The organism is Microbacterium sp. AC035, assembly GCF_979258485.1.
This window is the reverse complement of sequence record NZ_OZ409858.1, coordinates 3,150,415-3,169,510: the sequence shown is the minus strand read 5'-3', so window position 1 is coordinate 3,169,510 and position 19,096 is coordinate 3,150,415. Positions and strand designations below refer to the sequence as shown.

Below are 19,096 nucleotides of genomic sequence, written 5' to 3'. Positions count from 1 at the left end.
GACGCTCACCGCGACCCGGGCCTTGACAAGCGCCGGAGGCCTACCCTGGTCTCATGCCCGACATGACCGTGCCCGAAGCCCTCGCCGAACTGGCCGCCCTCGAGGATCCGAAGATGCGCGCGGCCAACGAGAAGCGCGGCGACGACCACGGCATGAACCTGAGCCGTCTGCGCGGGGTGGCCAAGCGCATCAAGACCGACCAGCCCCTGGCGAAGGAGCTGTGGGCGACCGGCGAGACGTCAGCCCGCCTGCTCGCCCTGCTCATCTGCACGCCGCGCGAGTTCACCGCCGACGAGCTCGACGCGATGCTGCGCCAGACGCAGGCCCCCAAGGTCAACGACTGGTTCGTCAACTACGTCGCCAAGAAGACTCCGCTCGCTGAAGAGCTGCGACTGCGCTGGTTCGACGACGCAGACCCGACGGTCGCCGCCGCCGCCTGGTCGCTCACGACCGTGCGGGTGGCCAAGGATGCCGACGGCCTCGACCTCGACCATCTGCTCGACCTGATCGAGCGTGACCTGGTGGATGCGCCGAAGCGCCTGCAATGGGCGATGAACGAGACGCTCGCGAATATCGGCATCTTCCACCCCGAGCTGCGGGCCAGGGCGCTCGCGATCGGCGAGCGCCTGCAGGTGCTGGCCGACTACCCCACCGCCCCCGGCTGCACCTCGCCGTTCGCCCCGATCTGGATCGGCGAGATCGTCAGGCGACGCGAAGGCTGAGCCGCAGCATCCGCCGACTCAGCCCTCGCGCACACCGTCAGCGACTGTCTGCCACCGCCTGAGCGCGGGGTGCCGCGAGCATCGTCTCGGTGTCGGTGAACTCCTGCTCGATCTCTTCGTTGCGCCTGTAGGTCACGAGACTCACCACGACCGCGGCGATGAATGCGAACACGAACGCCGGGAGAAGCTCGTACAGCGCGGTGTCGAGCGCCTTCCAGACGAACACCGTGACCGCGCCGACGAACATGCCAGCGAGCGCGCCCCAGTTCGTGAGCTTGCGCCAGAAGAGGCTGAGCAGGATGATCGGGCCGAACGCGGCGCCGAAGCCCGCCCACGCGAAGGACACCAGTCCGAGGATCGAGTCGTTCGGCGTGATCGCGAGGAGGATCGCGATCACGGCGACGACGAGCACAGCCATGCGTCCCATCAGCACGAGCCGCTTGTCTGACGGCGGGGTCTTTCGCACCACCTTGTAGAGGTCCTCGACCAGCGCCGACGAGCACACCACGAGCTGGCTCGACACGGTGCTCATGATCGCCGCCAGCACCGCTGCCAGCACGAGGCCCGCGACGAACGGATGCAGCAGCGTCTGCGACATCAGCAGCACCACGGTCTCCGGGTTGTCGAGCGTGATGCCCCTCTGCGCCATGTACGCGATGCCGACCAGACCGGATACGACCGCGCCACCCATCGAGAGCACCATCCACGAGATGCCGATACGGCGGGCGCTCTTCGCCTCCCGCGGCGAGCGCAGCGCCATGAAGCGCACGATGATGTGCGGCTGGCCGAAGTATCCGAGACCCCAGGCGAGGGCAGAGACGATGGCGAGGAAGGTGCCACCCGTGACGGCTCCGCCGCCGAGCAGCGACAGGAATCCCTCTCCGCCGTTCTCCGTGATCAGGGTCGACGTCTCGTCGAGGCCGCCGATCGCGATGATGGCGGCGACCGGCACGACGATCAGCGCGATCACCATCATCAGCCCTTGCACGACATCGGTGAGCGAAGCGCCGAGGAACCCGCCGAAGAGCGTGTAGAGCAGCGTGATCCCACCGACCAGCAGCATGCCGAACAGGTAGTCGCCGTTGAAAGAGCTCTCGAAGAAGACGCCTGCTGCGACCATGCCCGAGGAGATGTACAGCGTGAAGAAGACCAGGATGATGAGGCCGGACACCACTCGCAACGAGCGGCTCGTGTCGCGGAGTCGGTTCTCGAAGTAACTCGGGATCGTGATCGAGTTGCGCGACACCTCGGTGTAGGCCCGCAGCCGCGGTGCGACAAGCAGCCAGTTGAGGTAGGCGCCGATCGTCAGCCCGATCGCGATCCAGGCCTCGATGAGCCCGGCGGCGTAGATGGCGCCGGGCAGCCCCATCACCAGCCAGCCCGACATGTCGGCCGCCCCGGCGCTGATCGCGGCGACCCACGGGGGCAGGTTGCGACCGCCGAGCATGTAGTCCTCGTGGTCGGAGGTGCGCTTGTAGGCGAAGTATCCGATGAGCAGCATCCCGGCGAAATACAGCCCGAGCGCCCCGTACAAGAAGATCTGGTCGGACATCATCGTCCCTCCTGAGCGGTGCCGATCACCGCATCCGTATCGATGATCTCAAGACGGATGCCGTCGTCGGACGCGCCACGCAGAGCCGGCTGGTTACGCTGAATCCATGAGCACGCACATCGCCGCAGAGCCCGGTCAGATCGCCCCCATCGTCCTGTTCCCCGGCGACCCGCTGCGGGCGAAGTGGATCGCCGAGACCTTCCTCGAGGATGCCGAGCTGTACTCCGAGACCCGCGGGATGCTGGGCTACACCGGCACCTGGAACGGCCACCGAGTCTCGGTGCAGGGCTCGGGTATGGGCCAGCCCTCGATGGCGATCTACGCGAGCGAGCTGTTCGAGGAGTACGACGTGCAGACCATCGTGCGGGTCGGATCGTGCGGGGCGCTGACCGAGAAGATCAAGGTGCGCGACATCATCATCGCGAACGGCGCCTGCACCGACTCGGGAATCAACCGGGTGCGCTTCCACGGACTCGACTACGCACCCGTCGCGGACTTCGGACTGCTGCGCGCCGCGGTCGAGGCGAGTGAAGCGGAGCCGTTGGACGCCGCCGTGCATGTGGGACTGCTCTTCTCGAGCGACCAGTTCTACAGCACACGCCCCGAGCTCACCGAGCCGTTCGTGCAGCACGGCGCGCTCGGAGTCGAGATGGAGGCGGCGGGTCTCTACACGCTCGCTGCGTTCCACGGCCGCCGCGCCCTGGCCATCTGCACGGTGTCGGATCACATCGTCACGGGCGAAGAGACCACCGCCCAGGAGCGCGAGCAGACGTTCGGCGACATGATCCGCATCGCGCTGAGCGCCGCGACTTCGGTCTGAGTCTCGCGCTCGTTCGCAGGAGGCGCCGCGCCGAAGGTGGGATGATCGACAGACCATGCCTGCGATCCTCGACCACACCACGCTGACCGACGGATCCGATGCGGATGCCGTCTACACGGCGTTCGTCGAGTGGGCAGAGTCCACCGGCATCAACCTCTACCCAGCACAGGACGAGGCGGTCATCGAGATCGTCTCGGGCAACAACCTGATCCTCTCGACACCCACCGGCACCGGAAAGTCGCTCGTCGCCGTCGGCGCGCACTTCGCCGCCCTCGTCGAGGGGCGCCGCTCGTTCTACACCGCCCCGATCAAGGCCCTGGTGAGCGAGAAGTTCTTCGCGCTCGTCGACGTGTTCGGCGCCTCGAACGTCGGCATGATCACGGGCGACTCGTCGGTCAACCCCGACGCCCCGATCATCTGCTGCACGGCCGAGATCCTCGCGAACCTCGCCCTGCGCCAGGGCACGGATGCCGCGGTGCACCAGGTCGTGATGGACGAGTTCCATTTCTACGCCGACCCCGACCGCGGGTGGGCGTGGCAGGTGCCGCTGCTCGAACTTCCGCAGGCGCAGTTCATCCTCATGTCGGCGACCCTCGGCGACGTCTCGCAGCTGTCGAGCGATCTCACCCGCAGGACCGGCCGCGACACGGCATCCGTCACGGGCGTCGAGCGGCCAGTGCCGCTGCACTACTTCTACGAGACCACGCCGATCCACGAGACGATCGACGACCTGCTCGGCACCGGCCAGGCGCCGATCTACGTCGTGCACTTCTCGCAGGCGGCGGCGATGGAACGGGCGCAGGCGCTGTCGAGCACCAAGGTCGCCACGCGGGAGCAGCGCGACGAGATCGCGGCGCTCATCGGCGGATTCCGCTTCACGACCGCGTTCGGCAAGACCCTCTCGCGGTTCCTGCGTGCAGGTATCGGCGTTCACCATGCGGGGATGCTGCCGAAGTACCGACGCCTCGTCGAACAGCTCGCCCAGCGCGGCCTGCTGCGCGTGATCTGCGGCACCGACACGCTCGGCGTCGGCATCAACGTGCCCATCCGCACGGTGCTGCTGACCGCGCTGACCAAATTCGACGGCACCCGGATGCGGCAGCTCAGCGCCCGTGAGTTCCACCAGATCGCGGGACGCGCAGGGCGAGCAGGATTCGACACGGCCGGCACGGTCGTCGCGCAGGCTCCGGAGCACGAGAGCGAGAACGTCGCCGCGATCAAGAAGGCCGGCGACGATCCGAAGAAGAAGCGCAAGATCGTCCGCAAGAAAGCACCCGACGGCTTCGTCTCGTGGGGCGAGCCGTCGTTCCGCAAGCTCATCGACGCCGAGCCCGAGACTCTGACCTCGCACATGCAGATCACGAGCGCGATGATGCTCAACGTGATCGGCCGCGGCGGCGACGTCTTCGGCAACATGCGCGCACTGGTCTACGACAACCACGAGCCCCGCAAGAGGCAGCGCGAGCTGGCTCTGCGCGCCATCGGCATCTACCGGACGCTGCTCGAGTCGGGCGTCGTGCAGCAGACGGCGGACGGCGAGATCCGTCTGACGGTCGATCTGCAGCCGAACTTCGCCCTGAACCAGCCGCTGTCGCCGTTCGCACTCGCGGCGTTCGACCTGCTCGACCCCGATCCTTCGGCCGGCACGGGCACCGGCTCGTACGCCCTCGACATGATCTCGATCGTCGAGTCGACGCTCGACGACCCCCGCGCCATCCTCAGCCAGCAGGAGTTCCAGGCACGCGGCGAAGCGGTCGCCGTCATGAAGCGCGAGGGCATCGAATACGACGAGCGCATGGAGCTGCTCGAGGAGATCACGTATCCGAAACCCCTCGACGAGCTGCTGACGGCCGCGTTCGAGACCTTCAGCGCCGCACAGCCGTGGATCCGCGACTTCGAGCTGCATCCGAAATCCGTCGTGCGCGACATGTACGAGCGGGCCATGTCGTTCGGGGAATATGTCGCGTATTACAAGATCGCCCGCTCCGAAGGTGTCGTTCTGCGGTATCTCTCCGATGCCTATCGCGCGGCCTCGCAGACGATTCCCGAAGAGGCGAAGGACGAGGATCTCCGCGATCTGATCGAGTGGCTCGGCGAACTCGTGCGCCAGGTCGACTCGAGCCTGCTCGACGAGTGGGAGGAGCTGGTCAACGGCGTTCTCCAGGGCCCGGACGACGAGCCGATCGTGCCGCCGGCACCGAAGCGCCTGACGTCGAACACGCGCGCATTCCGCACTCTGGTGCGCAACGAACTGTTCCGCCGGGTGCAGCTCGCGGCCCGCGAAGACGTCTCGGCGCTCGCGGAGCTCGACCCGACGTTCGGTGCGGATGCCTGGTCGGACGCTCTCGACGGCTACTTCGCCGACCACGATGAGATCCTCACCGGCGCCAACGCCCGCAGCGCTCAGCTGCTGCTCCTGACCGAGGGACCCACGGAGTGGACCGTGCGTCAGATCCTGGACGACCCCGCCGGCGACCACGACTGGGGCATCTCGGCCACCGTCGACCTCGCCGCCTCCGATGAGGAGGGCGCTGCGGTGCTCACCGTGACGGGCGTCGATCGACTGTGAGCCCGGCCGGATGGCTGATCTTTCCCCGGATGGCTGACCGCACGGGCCTCCTCAGTCAGCCATCCGGGCGTCAGTCAGCCACCCGGGCCTGAGTCCCGCGAGCCTCAGTCAGCCATCCGGGCCTCAGCCACCCGAGCCTCAGCCAGCCACCCGGGCCGCAGCCACGCGGTCGATCGGTCGCAGTGGATCGAACAGCACCCCGAGCCCCACACGCACGAGCACTGCGTGCGCTGCGAGGCAGATCACGATGACGAACGCCGTGAGCACGATCGGCCAGGCGACCTGGACCGCCGGCGTCGCGACCCAGCCCGCTCCGCGCAGCGCGCCATCGATCAGGGCGAGCGGGATCATGTGGATCACGTAGATCGGCAGCGTGCGCTGACCCACCCACCGCAGCGGCCGGGCGATCACCCCCACACCGCGGTCGAGCATCGCGCACCCGGCGACGCCGAAGGCGACTGCGACGACCGCGACCAGAGGCCAGACGCCCGGCCACTGCCGCATTCCGAGCACTCCGACAGCGCCGACTGTCGCAACATATGTCATTCCGAGCATGAGAGTGTGAAGAGGGCCGGATGCCGCGGCGAAGCGCTCGATCATCGGGCGCAGCCGAAGACCGGCGAGGAAGAAGAGGAGGTTCTGCACCAGCTGCCAGAGGTTCCCGAGGTCGGGGATGACGCCCGCCGCCGCAACCGCAGCCATCACGAACGCGACCGGTAGCACCACGGCGGTCGGCACGTGCCGCACCAGGCGGGCGATGAGCAGATACACCGCGAGGGCGAGCAGGTACCAGAGGTTCGTCGGACTGATCGTGAGCTGCGCGAGCAGCTGCCATCCGTTCTCCGCCCTGGCCGTGTCGAAGTCGGGAGTGAGGGCGAGCACGAACGTCTGGATCACGACCCAGATGACGTAGACCCCGGCCAGTCGACCCGCGCGGCGACGCCACGAGACTCCGACCGGAGCGTTCACGGCTCGACCGGCGAACATCCCCGAGATCAGGAAGAACAGCGGCATCCGCAGCGGCAGCAACTGCGCGTTGAGCGTCGCCCAGGCGTCGGTGACCGGCCCCGCTCCCTCGACCTCGATCGCGTGCTTGGTGACCACGTGCCACAGCACCACGAGGATGATGCACACGCCCTTCGCGACATCGGGCCAGCCGACGCGTGCCGTCACCGTCCTGGAACCTCGGCGGCACGCACGAGGCGCGACACCAGGTCGACGTACGACACGTCGGCGGCGGCGAACATCCGGGGCACCTGGGATGCCGCGGTCAGACCTGGCATCGTGTTGACCTCGTTCAGCACTGGCCCCGCGGCGGTGAGGAAGAAGTCCATCCTCGCGACGCCGGCGCAGTCCAGAGCGTCGAACATGGTCAGCGCCGCGCGCGTGAGTGAGGTCGTCTCGGCTGCCGATAGCTGCGCGGGCACGGTGAACCGCGCACTGCCGTCGTACTTCATGGCGGTGTCGAACAGCCCTGCCGCATGTATCTCCAGCGGCGGCGCCGCCCATCGCACCCCGCCGGCCTCGCGGATGACCGCGACGTCGATCTCCCTCCCGTGCACGACCTCTTCGACGAGGATGCGCCGATCGAACCGCGCCGCCTCCCGCAGCGCCGCTCCGAGCTCGCCCTCCTCCCGCACGAGCGAGACTCCGTAGCTCGACCCTGCCGACACCGGCTTCACGACCGCAGGGCCGTCGAACTCGGCATCCCCGCAGTCAGCTGCATCGACGACCCGCCCCTTCGCCGTACGCAGCCCCGCCGCCTGCGCGACGAGCTTCGTCGCCCACTTGTCCATGCCGATCGCGCCAGCTCGCGGACCGGATCCGACCGATCGCACGCCCGCGAGAGCGCACAGCGCGGCCAGCACACCGTCCTCCCCCAGCGCTCCATGCACCGCGGGGAATACGACGTCCGCTGCGGCTATGAGCGGCATCGCGAGACTCAGGGATTCGGCGGCGGTGGCACCCTCCGAGACGCCCGCCACCTCCCAGACGCCCTCGCGCGAGATCGTCGCCGTGCTGACCTCGTATCCCCCGACCCGCAGCGCCTCGGCGACTGCGGCTGCCGACGCGAGCGAGACCTCGTGCTCAGCGTTCTGCCCTCCTCCGATCACCAGCACGCTCACGCGATCGCCCTCTCGACCCGCGCACCGATGCCCGTGACGATGGTGTGAGGGATGCTCCCCGCCCATCTCGCCCAGTCCTGCACGCTCGGCACCGCCCCGCCCTCCGGGCCGAACACGACGGCTGTCGTGCCTCTGGGCACACTCAGATCACCCGTGTCGACGACGATCTGGTCCATCGACACACGCCCGACGAGCGCGCAGCGGATGCCGTCGATCGCCACACCCGAGCCGGGCGCCAGCTCGCGCGGGATACCGTCGGCATAACCGACGCCGATCACGCTCAGGCGGGTCCTGCGCTCGGTCACGTACACGCCGCCGTACCCGACGGGGGTTCCCGCAGGCACGACGCTGCTGTGCACGACCGCTGCCGTCAACCGCGCCGCGCCCCGCAACGACACGGTCTCGGACGGGTCGATGCCGACGAGACCGGCGCCGACGCGCACCATGTCGAAGTGCGTCGCCGGATCCGTCAGGGTGCCCGACGTCGCCGCGAGGTGCACGATCAGCGGGCCGAATCCGGCACGCAGCGCGGCATCCCTCGCCTGTCTCATCCGCAGCACCGCCGGGGCGTTGATCGCGGGGTCAGCCGCGTCGGCGCCGGGCAGATGCCCCATCACCCCGACCACCTCGATGCGACCTCGTCCCGAGCGGGCGACCCGCAGCAGCTCCGCCCACTCCTCGACCGGCGCACCGCCTCGCGACATCCCCGTATCCATCTGCAGATGCACGCGCACGCGTGCGTGCGGCAGCGACGACGCGTCGGCGATCAGCTGCCGCAGTTCGTCGACGGAGCCGACGGCGATGTCGACGCGATCCGCGACGACCTGCGCGACGTCGACACCCGACGGATTCAGCCACGCGAGGATCGGCACCTCGATGCCCGCATCGCGCAGCTCGGCGGCATCCCCTGCGTCCGTCAGCCCCAGCCACTCGGCCCCGGCGCCGACAGCCGAGAGGGCGACGCTGACGGCTCCGAGACCGTATCCGTCGGCTTTCACGACCGCCATGATGCGGGCATCGGTGGCCGACCGCATCCGCTCGACGTTCGCCGCAATCGCATCGGGAAGCGTGTGCAGGGTCGGGGCGTGCATGCGCGAGAGCGTGAGGCGCGGGGTCGTGAGCGCGTTCGTCATCGCTGGGTCCTCGGGTCGGCAGTCGGATCGTCATACATCAGCGGGCAGCCGTTCGCCACGGCCGCCGGCCGCAGTTCGAAGTGCCACCGCTCGTTCGCATAGATCTGGCAGAGGCCGAACTCGTCGCCTCGTTGCGCCAGCCAGTCCTGCGCGGTGAGCGGACCGAGGTCCACCGCATCCCCCGACACGTGCTCCGAGTTCTCGGGAGTGGCGACCCAGCGTGCCGCCTCCTCTTCTGATCCGTATTCGGCGACCGCATCCTGCCGGAGCACCTGCTGGTACTCGGCCGACCTCCACCCGCTGTTCACGTGCATGCGCACGCCGTCACGTTCGGCAGCGGTGGCGGCGGCACGCACGGCGGCGAGCAGATCGGAGTCGAGGTTCGTGACCGCAGGCGTCTCGTCGAACACCGAGACGGCGCCCTCCTCGCGGATCAGCCCGTCGGCCTCGGTGAGAGATGCAGGCGAGACGGTCGGCGGGACGGATGCCGATGCCAGCGACTGCCGGCCGATCAGCACGACCGAGCCCGTGATGGCCGCGGCGAGCAGAGCGACACCGATGATCGCGGTGAGGCGTCGCTGTCTGAGGGCAGTGCGTGTGTTCATGTCCTCAGTCAAGAAGGGCGCCTGTTGCGACGGCGTATGCGCTTTTGCATACGCTCCCGATATGTCCGGGTGCGTAAGCTCTGAGCACATGGGAGCTGTGTCGTGAGGGTGCTGATCGTCGAGGACGAGCCCTACCTCGCAGAGGCCGTGCGCGACGGTCTGCGGCTCGAAGCGATCGCCGCAGACATCGCCGGCGACGGAGACACGGCACTCGAGCTGTTGAGCATCAACTCCTACGACCTCGCCGTGCTCGACCGAGACATCCCAGGCCCCTCGGGCGATGACGTCGCCCGCTCGATCGTGGCCTCGGGCAGCGGCATCCCGATCCTCATGCTCACTGCGGCCGATCGTCTCGACGACAAGGCGACGGGGTTCGAGATCGGTGCCGACGACTACCTCACCAAGCCGTTCGAGCTGCGCGAGCTCGTGCTGCGACTGCGTGCCCTCGACCGCCGACGGCAGCGCGTGCGTCCGCCCGTGCTCGAGGTGGCGGGCCTGCGGCTCGACCCTTTCCGTCGCGAGGTCTTCCGCGACGGCAGATACGTCGCCCTCACCCGCAAGCAGTTCGCCGTTCTCGAGGTGCTCATCGACGCGGCCGGCGGAGTCGTCAGCGCCGAGCAGCTGCTCGAACGCGCGTGGGACGAGAACGCAGACCCGTTCACGAACGCCGTGCGCATCACCGTCTCGTCGCTGCGCAAACGTCTGGGCGAGCCCTGGCTGATCCTCACGGTGCCGGGCGTCGGCTACCGCATCGGGACGGATGCCGATGGCTGACCCGAACCGCCCGAAGCGCCGCCGTGGCATGAGCGCCCGCTGGAAGCTCACCCTGAGCTACGCCGGCGTCGTGGTGGTGTCGGGCATCGGGCTGCTCGCCGCGGTCGCCATGTACCTGCTGAGGTACGTGCCGGATATCCAGATCATCAACGACGTGTTCGTGCCGAACCGCAGCGACCTGATCCGCGCCTTCATCCCCGCTGCGGTCGTGATGATGCTCGTGCTCCTCGCTCTCGGGCTGGGCGGCGGCTGGCTCATCGCCGGGCGGATGCTGGCGCCGCTCGACCGCATCGGCAAAGCCGCACAGCTCGCGGCTCAAGGGTCGCTGTCGCACCGCGTCGCTCTCGAGGGGCCGCGCGATGAGTTCCGCGACCTGGCCGACGTGTTCGACTCGATGCTCGAACAGCTCGAGGCGCACCTCGCCGAACAGCAGCGGTTCGCCGCCAACGCCTCGCACGAGCTGCGCACCCCGCTCGCGATCTCGCAGACCATGCTCGAAGTCGCCCGAAACGACCCCGGCCGAGACGTCGACGCGCTGATCGACCGACTGCACGAGGTCAACACGCGGGCGATCGAGCTGACCGAAGCGCTGCTGATGCTCAGCCGCGCCGAGCGCCGCTCATTCACGCGCGAGCCGATCGACCTCTCACTGCTCGCCGAGGAATCCGCCGAGACACTGCTTCCGCTCGCCGAGCGCCGCGGCGTGACGATCGACGTCGGCGGCGACACGGCGAACGTGCTCGGGTCGCCGGCGCTTCTCCAGCAGCTGATCACCAACCTCGTGCACAACGCGATCGTGCACAATCGGGCCGCCGATGGCACCGTCGTCGTGCGGACGCACACGCTGCCGCACGCCGTGGCGCTCGTGGTCGAGAACACCGGCGACGTGCTGCCTGCCCACCTCGTGGCGACGCTCGCCGAGCCCTTCCAGCGAGGCGCCGACCGCACCCGCAGCGACGATCACGGAGGCGTCGGCCTGGGCCTCGCGATCGTGCAGCGCATCGCGCAGGCGCATGACGGGTCGCTCGTCCTCACGGCTCGCCAGGGCGGCGGGTTGAACGTGACGGTGTGGCTGCCGCATCCGTACCCCGGGCCGCTCGCCTGAGGGCGGCTTCCCCGAGCCCGTCCGCACACCTGCGGCCGACTGCCCGAGCCCGTCCGCATACCTGCGGCCGACTGCCCGAGCTGTCCGCATACCTGGATGCTCCGATCACAGATGCATGCCCGGAAAACCTGTTCTCGGCATCCGTGATCTCGCCCCGCACCCGTGCGACGCGGTCGGCGCGGCCGATCGAGGAGGCGGCCCGGTCGAGTCCGCGCCGAATGCAGGGCCGAAGCACGGATGCAGGACCAGAAACCGTGTTCCGGCCCTGCACCCGTGCTCTCATCCTGCAAACGGTCCGGCTCGGATGAACTGGTCCGCATACCTGGATGCTCCGATCACAGATGCATGCCCGGAAAACCTGTTCTCGGCATGCATCCGTGATCTCGGCATGCAGACGTGATCCCGGGATGCAGACGTGCACGCCCGCCGGAGGTCAGGCGACCTGGTCGCCCCGGAGTGCTGCGAGCTCGCGGCCGTACGTGCGAGCATCCGTTTCGGCGTTCTCCTTGAGCTCGCGGGCGGTGTCGGCGAAGGCGTCGAGCGCCGGGTTCACACCCACGAGCGTGAAGGGCCGCTCGACGATGCGCAGGTCGAGGCCCCAGACGTCCTCGAGCACGCGGCGCAGCCATCCGGTGGAGTGGTCCCAGCCCTCCTTGGGGGTTCCGGGGGCGTAGTTGCCGCCGAGCACGGTGACGAGGGTCGCGGGCTTGCCACGGAGCGCGGTGCCCTGGGGGTCGATGCGCGGATCGGTGTAGGCCAGGTCGAACCAGGTCTTGAAGTGCTGCGAGACGCCGTAGTTGTAGAGCGGCACGGCGAACAGCAGCGCGTCGCCGGCGATCAGCTCGTCGGCGAACGAGGTGGCGAGGGCACGCGCTGCGCGCTGGGCGTCGGTGCGCTGCGCCTCGTCGACGAAGCCGCCGGTCACGGCATCCGCCCAGGCCGTCGCGGGCACGGGGTCGGCGGCGAGGTCGCGACGCGTGACCGTGGAGTCCGGGTGAGATGCCGTCCACTCGGCTTCGACGAGGTCGGCGAGCGAACGGCTGGCGGACGACGCAGGAAGGATGCTGGCATCCAGGCGGAACAGGGACATGGGGAGTACCTTTCGTTTTTCGTAGTCACTCTGTTTTTCTTAGCGACTCGCGTTAACGTAGCACAGGTATGATGGGCGCATGGCCGAGATCGACGAAGAGCGTCACGTCTGCGACGCCGCCGTCACACTGGCCTTCAGCGTGCTCGGCAAACGCTGGAACGGCATGATCGTCTCGTCACTGGGCGGCGGTCCTTCGACGTTCGTCGCGCTGCGACGCGGAGTGTCCGGCATCAGCGACACCGTGCTCTCCGACCGCCTGGCCGAACTCGCCGAGGCAGGACTCGTCGCACGCGCAGTCGACGCCGGCCCTCCGGTCGCGGTCTCCTACGCCCTCACTGACAGCGGCCGCGGGCTGCTGCCCATCCTCGATCAGCTCGGCACCTGGGCGTCCGAGAACCTCGAGATCCGCGCGCACTGAGCGTCGGCTCTCCCCCTCACCAGGGGCTGGGCTGATTCCGCCCATCAGGCTGGCCGACTACCGGCTGGCTGACCAGGCCGCCCCGTTCAGCCAGCCATCCGGGGAATCGTCAGCCAGACCGCCACGAACAGCACCTCGGTCAGCAGAGCCGGGCGCCCGCATCTCCACCTGGCTGGCCGATCCCCGGCTGGCTGACCGGCGAGGCGCGTTCAGCCAGCCATCCGGGGAATCGTCAGCCAAGTCGCCGAATGCCGGACGCCGCAGACCGGACGTCGGGGACCAGTCGCCGCAGACCGGACGTCGGAGACCAGTCGCCGCAGACCGGACGTCGGGGACCGGATGCCGGATGCCGAATGCCGGATAGCTCTCGGGCAGGGCTCACCAGGGGCTGGGCTCGTAGTCCTTCAGGAAGACGCCGTGGATGTCATCGCCGGCCTCGCCGCGCACGATCGGGTCGTACACGCGCGCGGCTCCGTCGACGAGGTCGAGCGGGGCATGGAAGCCCTCCTCGGCCAGTCGCACCTTCGTGTAGTGCGGGCGCTCGTCGGTGATCCAGCCGGTGTCGACGGCGGTCATCAGGATGCCGTCGGTCTCGAGCATCTCGCCCGCACTGGTGCGCGTGAGCATGTTGAGCGCGGCCTTCGCCATGTTCGTATGCGGGTGCCCGGGGCCCTTGTACCGTCGCGAGAACTGGCCCTCCATCGCCGAGACGTTGACCACGTACTTGCGGTGCGCACCGGATGCCGCCATCGAGGCGCGCAGGCGACTGATCAGCAGGAACGGCGCGGTCGTATTGGCGAGCTGCACCTCGAGCATCTCGAGCGGGTCTACCTGATCGACGGACTGCACCCAGCTGTTCGAGCGGTTCACGTCGGGCACGAGGCCGCCCGCATCGATCGCGGTGCCGTCTGCGTGCTTCTCGAGCGACGACGACCCCGGGGCCATCGCAAGACGTGCCAAGTCTTCAGCAGTGAGCGCCTGGCCGCCCTGCTCCGCGACCGTGCCGCCGAGGGCAGCGACCGACAGCAGCGGATGCGAATCGACCGAGGCCTGCAGCGCCTGCGGATGCGGGTCGACCGTGTGCCCGAACGTCTCCATCTCGGGCAGCGGACCGTCTGGGAGCGGCTGAAGCTCGGCATCCGCCAGCAGTGAATAGGAGCCCGGCGAGCGGCGCACGGTCTGCGCGGCGTTGTTGATCAGGATGTCGAGCGGACCCTGAGCGGCGACCGAATCGGCAAGGCCGATGACCTGAGCAGGGTCACGCAGGTCGATGCCGACAACACGCAGTCGGTGCAACCAGTCGCCCGAGTCGGGAAGGGCGGAGAACCGGCGGACCGCGTCCCTCGGGAAGCGCGTCGTGATCGTGGTGTGCGCGCCGTCGCGCAGCAGCCGCAGCGCGATGTGCATGCCGATCTTGGCGCGACCGCCGGTGAGCAGCGCGCGCTTGCCGGTGAGGTCGGTGCGAGCGTTGCGCTTGCCGTGGCTGAAGCGCGCGCAGTCCGGGCAGAGCTGGTGATAGAACGCGTCGACCACCGTGTAGGGCTGCTTGCAGATGTAGCAGTTGCGGGGCTTGAGCAGCTCGCCCGCGATCGGGGCGTCGACGACGCTGGTCGCCAGGTCGTGGCCGCGGGTCTCGTCGTCGATGCGGTCGGGGGCTCCGGTCGCGGTGCGGGCGACGACGGCCTTGTCGGCGTCGGCGATCGCATCGCGGATCTCTTTGCGACGCACGCGCTTGACGGCCTTGAACATCGCCGCCGTCGCGTGGCGGACGGCTACGAAGTCAGGGTGCTCGTTGTCGATCTGGTGCAGTTCCGAGAGGACACGCAGCGTGGTGGCCAGGTCTTCGGGGTCGATGCCGGGTCCGAGGTCGGGTGCAGCGTCGGAGGGAGCATCGGTCATTGTGCCGATTTTACGCGAATGCTCGGGGTGTCTTCCTGAGAGCGCGGGCGGGGCGCCAGGGCTCGACCTCCACAACTCCGGAGACGCGTGCACCACCGGGTTCGCGCTCCCCGGAACGGCGCACATCGGGGAACGAGAGCCACGTGGATCTCCGGAGTTGTGGAGAGGTGCCTGGATCCGATCAGTGTCCGGCTGCGCCGACCACCACGAACTCGCCGGGCACGATGTCGAGGGTCGCCTCGGCCGAGACTTCTCCGGTGTGGAGATCGACCGCGAGGATGCGGTTCTCCGCGGGCTCCGTCACGTAGGCGATGTCGCCCACGACACGGAGGCCCGGGTGCGGCTGCTGCCACTCTTCGGGGCTCTCCCACGGCTCGATCACGTCCCACGAATCGACGAACGCACCGGCCTCGTCGAGCACGTTCACCGTGCCGTCCGACGCGAGCACGATGATGTTGTCGTGGCCGTCGCGGCCGACGCCGCGCCAGGTGTACTCGACCCCTTCGGGCAGGTCGACCACAGAAAGCTCCTGCGCATCGGTGTCGACGAGGGCGAGCTGCGAGAGCAGGTATCCCTCCTGGTCGGGATCCGACTTGTAGTCGAGCGCGGCGATCGCGCTCGTGTCGGTCACGTAGGCGTTGCCCGAGCGACCGAAGTCGTCGGGGGCGTCGAGCTTGGTGAAGGCTCCGTCTGCGAACACGAGCACGCCGTCTTCACAGCCGAAGACGATGGTCTCACCCTTCAGGGCTCCCTCTCCGTGCACACCGGGGCACTGCTCGTTGCGGGCGAGTTCCGATCCGTCGCCGGCGAGCAGGCGCACACCGCTGCGCGATTCCGACGTGCCGATGGTCGACAGCAGCGTGCCGTCGGAGAGCTCGATCGCGACGCCGTGGTGAGCGGCCTCCGACTCGACCGTCTGCGATTCGGGCACGGTTCCGGTGCCGACCGCGTCGGTGTCGAAGAGGGTCACGTCTCCGGTGCCGTCATCGAACAGGGCCGTGCGTCCGGCGTGCGGGGTCGCATGGCCTGGGGTGACGGCATCGAACACCTCACCGGTGAACTCCACAGTGTCGGAGGCGAGGCCGGTGTCGAGCACGTGGAAGCCGTCGGCGGCCGTGACGAAGACATGTCCGTCGTGGTCGCCGGCGGGGTTGACGCGCAGGAATCCGTCGAGCTCGGCCGTGTCGACCGTCTCGAGAGTCTCGCCGTCGAGCACGACGATGCCGCCGTCGTAGGCGATCGCGACGCGGGTGTCCCCCTCGTGCGACGTGGACGATTCCGGTTCTCCGGATGCCGACGGCGCGGCGGTCGCGCATCCGGCGAGCGCGACCGCGGCGATGGCGGTGATCGCGCCGGCCGCGAGGCGGCTGCGGGCAGGTCGATGCATGGGGTTTCTCCTTCTTATGGGTGGGTGCGCGGAAGGCGCGTGACGGCGGTTGCCGTCGAAGAATGTGCGGGCGGCTCAGCCGACGAGCTGGATGCGATGGGGGTCGAGTCCCTCGAGGGTGCGGGTGACCGCGCCGTCGGCGTGGTCGATCTCGTGCACCGCTCCTGCCGCCGGGTCGGAGACATAGGCGTGGCGGGCGTCGACGAGGAGCTGCACCCGATCTCGCAGGGTGGGGTCGGAGAGGGATGCGGCGAGCAGGGGCGCTGTGCGGGCGAGCTCGGAGCCGTCCTCGGTGAGCACGCGCACGGTGCCGTCTGTCGCGATCACGACCGTGTGGCTGTCGTCGTCGCCGATCGCCGCGGCGCGGAGCAGCGGGGGGTCAGTGGGGAGCAGCATCCATTCGCGGGCTCGGGAATCGAGCAGCCAGGCGCCCTGGTCTCCCGCGACGCCGGCGAGGTCGGGACGGTCGGCACGGCCGGAGAGGTCGCGCGCCGAGGGGGTGACGGCCGGGTACGGGATGAGCTCCGCGGCGAGCGCACCGCCGACTTCGCGGGTGACGAGCAAGGCGCCGGTCTCGCAGGCGAAGACGGCGCCGACGCGGGTGATGTCGGCATCCGTCGCCGTCGAGCAGGGCGCGGTGATGCCGGTCGCGGTCCCTTCCGCGTCGAGGATCTCGATCGTCTCGTCGGTGGCGGCGAGGAGGTGCCCGGAGAAAGGCAGCACGGGGCCGGCCGGGTCGACGGGGAGGGTGAGTCGAGGCGCGTCGTCGAGATCGGCGAGCTTCTCGTGGTCGATGAGGGCGACGTCGCCGCCGAAGCGGATGGCGGTCGCACTGTCACCCACTCGGATGTCGGCAGGACCCTCTCCGTCGATGGTTCCGAGCACCCCCGCGTCGCCGAGGAAGGAGTGCGAGTGGTCGCCGTGCGGCACCGTCCAGCGGCCGGAGTCGATGATGTCGACGGCGGTGGCCTCTCCCTCGACATGGGTCACGTGGGCGAAGCGGCCGACGCCGAGAACGGCATCCGCATCCGCGTCCGCCTCTACGAGCGTCGAGCGTTCTTCGGTCTCGAGGTCGAGCAGGGTGAGGTCTCCGTTCGCGTCGGCGACGAGGAGTGCGAGCGCCGGCGATGCGACCTCGGCCGCTCCCCCGCCGTCGACCCCGTCGTTCGGCGGAATGCTCGCGCTCGATGCAGGTGCCGGGGCATCGGATGCTGCGCACGAGGTCACCGTCAGGGTGGCCGCGAGCAGGGAAGCGAACAGCAGAGTGCGGCCGGTGCGAGGAGAGGGGGTCACAGGACCTCACTTTATTGATAACGATTCTCAGTATCAAGTCGGGGCCATTTCGAGTCATCCTCATGTCGGTCCGACACCGTTCGTGTGCGCCGGTTCGGTGGCACATGCTTCCCTCGGCCGGGGGCTCGGAATCCGGCCGATGCAGGCGCATCCGGCCGACCGAGGCGCACAGACGGCGACTCCGCACGACCCCGCCAGCCCTCGCCCGAACGTCGGACCCCCGGCGTAGGGTCTGAACATGAGCAGCCACACCGCAGCCCCAGGAGTCGTCCCGTCCTACCTGCTCGCGCGTCTCGCCGAGTCGGGTCGCTACCCCCGTGCCGCCGCGGCCGCGCGGCAGACGCTGACGGCGGGCAGACCGCCGTTCCGGGCACGCCTCGACCTCTCGATCGATGAGAACGGAGACCTGGTCGCCGAGTTGTCCGACGCTCCGAATCGCACGATCAGCGACGCCGCCAACACACAGACCCTCCCCGGTGCGATCGTGCGCAGCGAAGACGACGGGCCCGTCGCCGACGCCTCGGTCAATGAGGCGTTCGACGGCCTCGGGGCCACGTTCGAGATGCTGCTCTCCGCCTTCGGGCGCAACTCGCTCAACGACGCCGGCGCCCCGCTCGACGCGACCGTGCACTACGGCATCGACTACGACAACGCCTTCTGGGACGGCGAGCGCATGGTCTTCGGCGACGGAGACGGGGAAGTCTTCGTCGGCTTCACCTCGTCGACCACCGTCATCGGGCACGAGCTCGCGCACGGTGTCGTGCAATACACCGCCAACCTCGAGTATCAGGGCCAGCCCGGCGCGCTGAACGAGTCGATCGCCGACGTGTTCGGCGCTCTCACCGAGCAGTATCTGCTCGAGCAGACCGCAGCCGATGCGACCTGGCTCATCGGGGCCGAGATCTTCACAGAGGCCGTGCAGGGCAGCGCGCTGCGGTCCATGATCGAGCCCGGCACCGCCTATGACGACGACGAACTCGGCAAAGATCCGCAGCCGGCGCACATGCGTGACTTCGTCCGCACGACCGAAGACAACGGCGGGGTGCACATCAACTCCGGCATCCCCAACCGCGCGTTCGCCCTCTTCGCGATCGACCTCGGCGGCAACGCATGGGAGACCGCGGGAACCGTGTGGTACCGGGCGCTCACCGGCGGCCTGTCGAGCACCGCCACCTTCACGGAGTTCGCCGACGCGACCGTCGCCGCGGCATCCGCCATCGACGACGACACCGCCGCAGCCGCTCGACGTGCGTGGGCGACCGTGGGAGTCTATGAAGATGAGCGAGTCCCCCGCACCGACTGACCCGCAGGTCGTCATCGCGGTGGTGCGCACGGGCGGCATCGCCGGCATCCGTCGCAAGTGGCGGGTCGAGCCCGATCCCGCCGAGACGCATCACTGGATCGCGATGATCGACAGCTGCCCGTGGGATGCCGACAGCGACACCGATCCGGGCGCAGACCGCTTCGTCTGGTTGATCAGAGTGCGCACGCCCTCGGAGGAGCGCGAACGGGAGCTTCCTGACTCCGCACTCGACGGTCCGTGGCGAGAACTCGTCGACGCCGTCCGCGAGGCCTCGGCCTGAACCGATCAATCCGGTGTGAA

17 protein-coding genes are annotated in these 19,096 nt (G+C 68.9%); 8 read left to right on the top strand and 9 right to left on the bottom strand.

The annotated features are described in order from the left end of the window. Positions 1-53: 53 nt before the first annotated feature. Positions 54-722 (top strand): DNA alkylation repair protein, encoded by a 669-nt coding sequence (locus tag ACZ0AA_RS15350; RefSeq protein ID WP_400862721.1) that lies wholly within the window; start codon positions 54-56, stop codon positions 720-722. Positions 723-759: 37 nt separating this feature from the next. On the opposite strand, the gene putP is transcribed toward ACZ0AA_RS15350, so the two are convergent. Next, positions 760-2,274 (bottom strand): sodium/proline symporter PutP, encoded by a 1,515-nt coding sequence (gene putP, locus ACZ0AA_RS15345; protein WP_400864700.1) that lies wholly within the window; start codon positions 2,272-2,274, stop codon positions 760-762. 106 nt (positions 2,275-2,380) lie between these two features. Here putP and deoD point away from each other — a divergent pair, with 106 nt between their 5' ends. Next, a complete protein-coding gene (gene deoD / locus ACZ0AA_RS15340; RefSeq protein ID WP_400862723.1) occupies positions 2,381-3,094 on the top strand; it encodes a purine-nucleoside phosphorylase in 714 nt (237 codons plus the stop codon). Positions 3,095-3,149: 55 nt separating this feature from the next. Further along, complete coding sequence (locus ACZ0AA_RS15335) at positions 3,150-5,663, top strand: DEAD/DEAH box helicase (RefSeq protein WP_400862725.1); 2,514 nt, start codon at positions 3,150-3,152, stop codon at positions 5,661-5,663. Between the two features lie 138 nt (positions 5,664-5,801). On the opposite strand, the gene ACZ0AA_RS15330 is transcribed toward ACZ0AA_RS15335, so the two are convergent. From ACZ0AA_RS15330 to ACZ0AA_RS15315, 4 genes are read right to left on the bottom strand one after another with little or no spacing between them, the layout of a single operon-like run. Beyond that, a complete protein-coding gene (locus tag ACZ0AA_RS15330; RefSeq protein WP_400862727.1) occupies positions 5,802-6,836 on the bottom strand; it encodes an acyltransferase family protein in 1,035 nt (344 codons plus the stop codon). Beyond that, positions 6,833-7,789: a D-alanine--D-alanine ligase family protein gene (locus tag ACZ0AA_RS15325; protein ID WP_400862729.1), complete on the bottom strand. Its 957-nt coding sequence runs from the start codon at positions 7,787-7,789 to the stop codon at positions 6,833-6,835. Before ACZ0AA_RS15325 ends, ACZ0AA_RS15330 begins: the two co-directional genes overlap by 4 nt. After that, the gene (gene alr / locus ACZ0AA_RS15320) at positions 7,786-8,922 is read right to left on the bottom strand and encodes an alanine racemase (protein ID WP_463513468.1); all 1,137 of its coding nucleotides are present in this window, start codon (positions 8,920-8,922) and stop codon (positions 7,786-7,788) included. Before alr ends, ACZ0AA_RS15325 begins: the two co-directional genes overlap by 4 nt. Beyond that, positions 8,919-9,527 (bottom strand): M15 family metallopeptidase, encoded by a 609-nt coding sequence (locus ACZ0AA_RS15315; protein ID WP_400862731.1) that lies wholly within the window; start codon positions 9,525-9,527, stop codon positions 8,919-8,921. The genes alr and ACZ0AA_RS15315 overlap by 4 nt, the downstream gene beginning before the upstream one ends. A 102-nt stretch (positions 9,528-9,629) precedes the next feature. Between ACZ0AA_RS15315 and ACZ0AA_RS15310 the strand changes: the two genes are divergently transcribed. After that, positions 9,630-10,301 carry a response regulator transcription factor gene (locus tag ACZ0AA_RS15310; RefSeq protein WP_400862733.1) on the top strand — a complete coding sequence of 224 codons (672 nt, stop codon included), beginning with the start codon at positions 9,630-9,632 and terminating at the stop codon, positions 10,299-10,301. Between the two features lie 28 nt (positions 10,302-10,329). Then, positions 10,330-11,406, top strand: coding sequence for a sensor histidine kinase (locus tag ACZ0AA_RS15305; protein WP_463513850.1), 1,077 nt, complete (start codon positions 10,330-10,332; stop codon positions 11,404-11,406). 433 nt (positions 11,407-11,839) lie between these two features. Here ACZ0AA_RS15305 and ACZ0AA_RS15300 read toward each other — a convergent pair whose 3' ends face one another. After that, a complete protein-coding gene (locus ACZ0AA_RS15300) occupies positions 11,840-12,496 on the bottom strand; it encodes an FMN-dependent NADH-azoreductase (RefSeq protein WP_400862734.1) in 657 nt (218 codons plus the stop codon). 79 nt (positions 12,497-12,575) lie between these two features. On the opposite strand from ACZ0AA_RS15300, the gene ACZ0AA_RS15295 reads away from it, so the two are divergent. Next, entirely contained in the window at positions 12,576-12,914 is a 339-nt protein-coding gene (locus ACZ0AA_RS15295; protein WP_400862736.1) for a winged helix-turn-helix transcriptional regulator, read from the top strand. Between the two features lie 378 nt (positions 12,915-13,292). On the opposite strand, the gene ACZ0AA_RS15290 is transcribed toward ACZ0AA_RS15295, so the two are convergent. The 3 genes from ACZ0AA_RS15290 to ACZ0AA_RS15280 form a co-directional block, all read right to left on the bottom strand. Continuing rightward, positions 13,293-14,813 (bottom strand): SDR family NAD(P)-dependent oxidoreductase, encoded by a 1,521-nt coding sequence (locus ACZ0AA_RS15290; protein WP_400862738.1) that lies wholly within the window; start codon positions 14,811-14,813, stop codon positions 13,293-13,295. 181 nt (positions 14,814-14,994) lie between these two features. Beyond that, entirely contained in the window at positions 14,995-16,200 is a 1,206-nt protein-coding gene (locus tag ACZ0AA_RS15285) for a hypothetical protein (protein ID WP_400862740.1), read from the bottom strand. A gap of 75 nt (positions 16,201-16,275) precedes the next feature. After that, the gene (locus ACZ0AA_RS15280; RefSeq protein ID WP_400862742.1) at positions 16,276-17,493 is read right to left on the bottom strand and encodes a hypothetical protein; all 1,218 of its coding nucleotides are present in this window, start codon (positions 17,491-17,493) and stop codon (positions 16,276-16,278) included. A 238-nt stretch (positions 17,494-17,731) separates the two neighbouring features. Here ACZ0AA_RS15280 and ACZ0AA_RS15275 point away from each other — a divergent pair, with 238 nt between their 5' ends. Beyond that, a complete protein-coding gene (locus tag ACZ0AA_RS15275; protein ID WP_400862744.1) occupies positions 17,732-18,796 on the top strand; it encodes a M4 family metallopeptidase in 1,065 nt (354 codons plus the stop codon). After that, positions 18,771-19,076: a protealysin inhibitor emfourin gene (locus tag ACZ0AA_RS15270; protein WP_400862745.1), complete on the top strand. Its 306-nt coding sequence runs from the start codon at positions 18,771-18,773 to the stop codon at positions 19,074-19,076. Before ACZ0AA_RS15275 ends, ACZ0AA_RS15270 begins: the two co-directional genes overlap by 26 nt. The last annotated feature ends 20 nt before the right edge of the window (positions 19,077-19,096 follow it).

Excerpts from the sequence above, each read along its gene's own strand:
- ACZ0AA_RS15350 (WP_400862721.1), top strand. The coding sequence starts at position 54 with ATGCCCGACATGACCGTGCCCGAAGCCCTCGCCGAACTGGCCGCCCTC.
- ACZ0AA_RS15275 (WP_400862744.1), top strand. The coding sequence starts at position 17,732 with ATGAGCAGCCACACCGCAGCCCCAGGAGTCGTCCCGTCCTACCTGCTC.
- ACZ0AA_RS15305 (WP_463513850.1), top strand. The coding sequence starts at position 10,330 with ATGAGCGCCCGCTGGAAGCTCACCCTGAGCTACGCCGGCGTCGTGGTG.
- ACZ0AA_RS15295 (WP_400862736.1), top strand. The coding sequence starts at position 12,576 with ATGGCCGAGATCGACGAAGAGCGTCACGTCTGCGACGCCGCCGTCACA.
- putP (WP_400864700.1), bottom strand. The coding sequence starts at position 2,274 with ATGTCCGACCAGATCTTCTTGTACGGGGCGCTCGGGCTGTATTTCGCC.
- ACZ0AA_RS15315 (WP_400862731.1), bottom strand. The coding sequence starts at position 9,527 with ATGAACACACGCACTGCCCTCAGACAGCGACGCCTCACCGCGATCATC.
- ACZ0AA_RS15300 (WP_400862734.1), bottom strand. The coding sequence starts at position 12,496 with ATGTCCCTGTTCCGCCTGGATGCCAGCATCCTTCCTGCGTCGTCCGCC.
- ACZ0AA_RS15285 (WP_400862740.1), bottom strand. The coding sequence starts at position 16,200 with ATGCATCGACCTGCCCGCAGCCGCCTCGCGGCCGGCGCGATCACCGCC.
- deoD (WP_400862723.1), top strand. The coding sequence starts at position 2,381 with ATGAGCACGCACATCGCCGCAGAGCCCGGTCAGATCGCCCCCATCGTC.
- ACZ0AA_RS15335 (WP_400862725.1), top strand. The coding sequence starts at position 3,150 with ATGCCTGCGATCCTCGACCACACCACGCTGACCGACGGATCCGATGCG.
- ACZ0AA_RS15290 (WP_400862738.1), bottom strand. The coding sequence starts at position 14,813 with ATGACCGATGCTCCCTCCGACGCTGCACCCGACCTCGGACCCGGCATC.
- ACZ0AA_RS15270 (WP_400862745.1), top strand. The coding sequence starts at position 18,771 with ATGAGCGAGTCCCCCGCACCGACTGACCCGCAGGTCGTCATCGCGGTG.
- alr (WP_463513468.1), bottom strand. The coding sequence starts at position 8,922 with ATGACGAACGCGCTCACGACCCCGCGCCTCACGCTCTCGCGCATGCAC.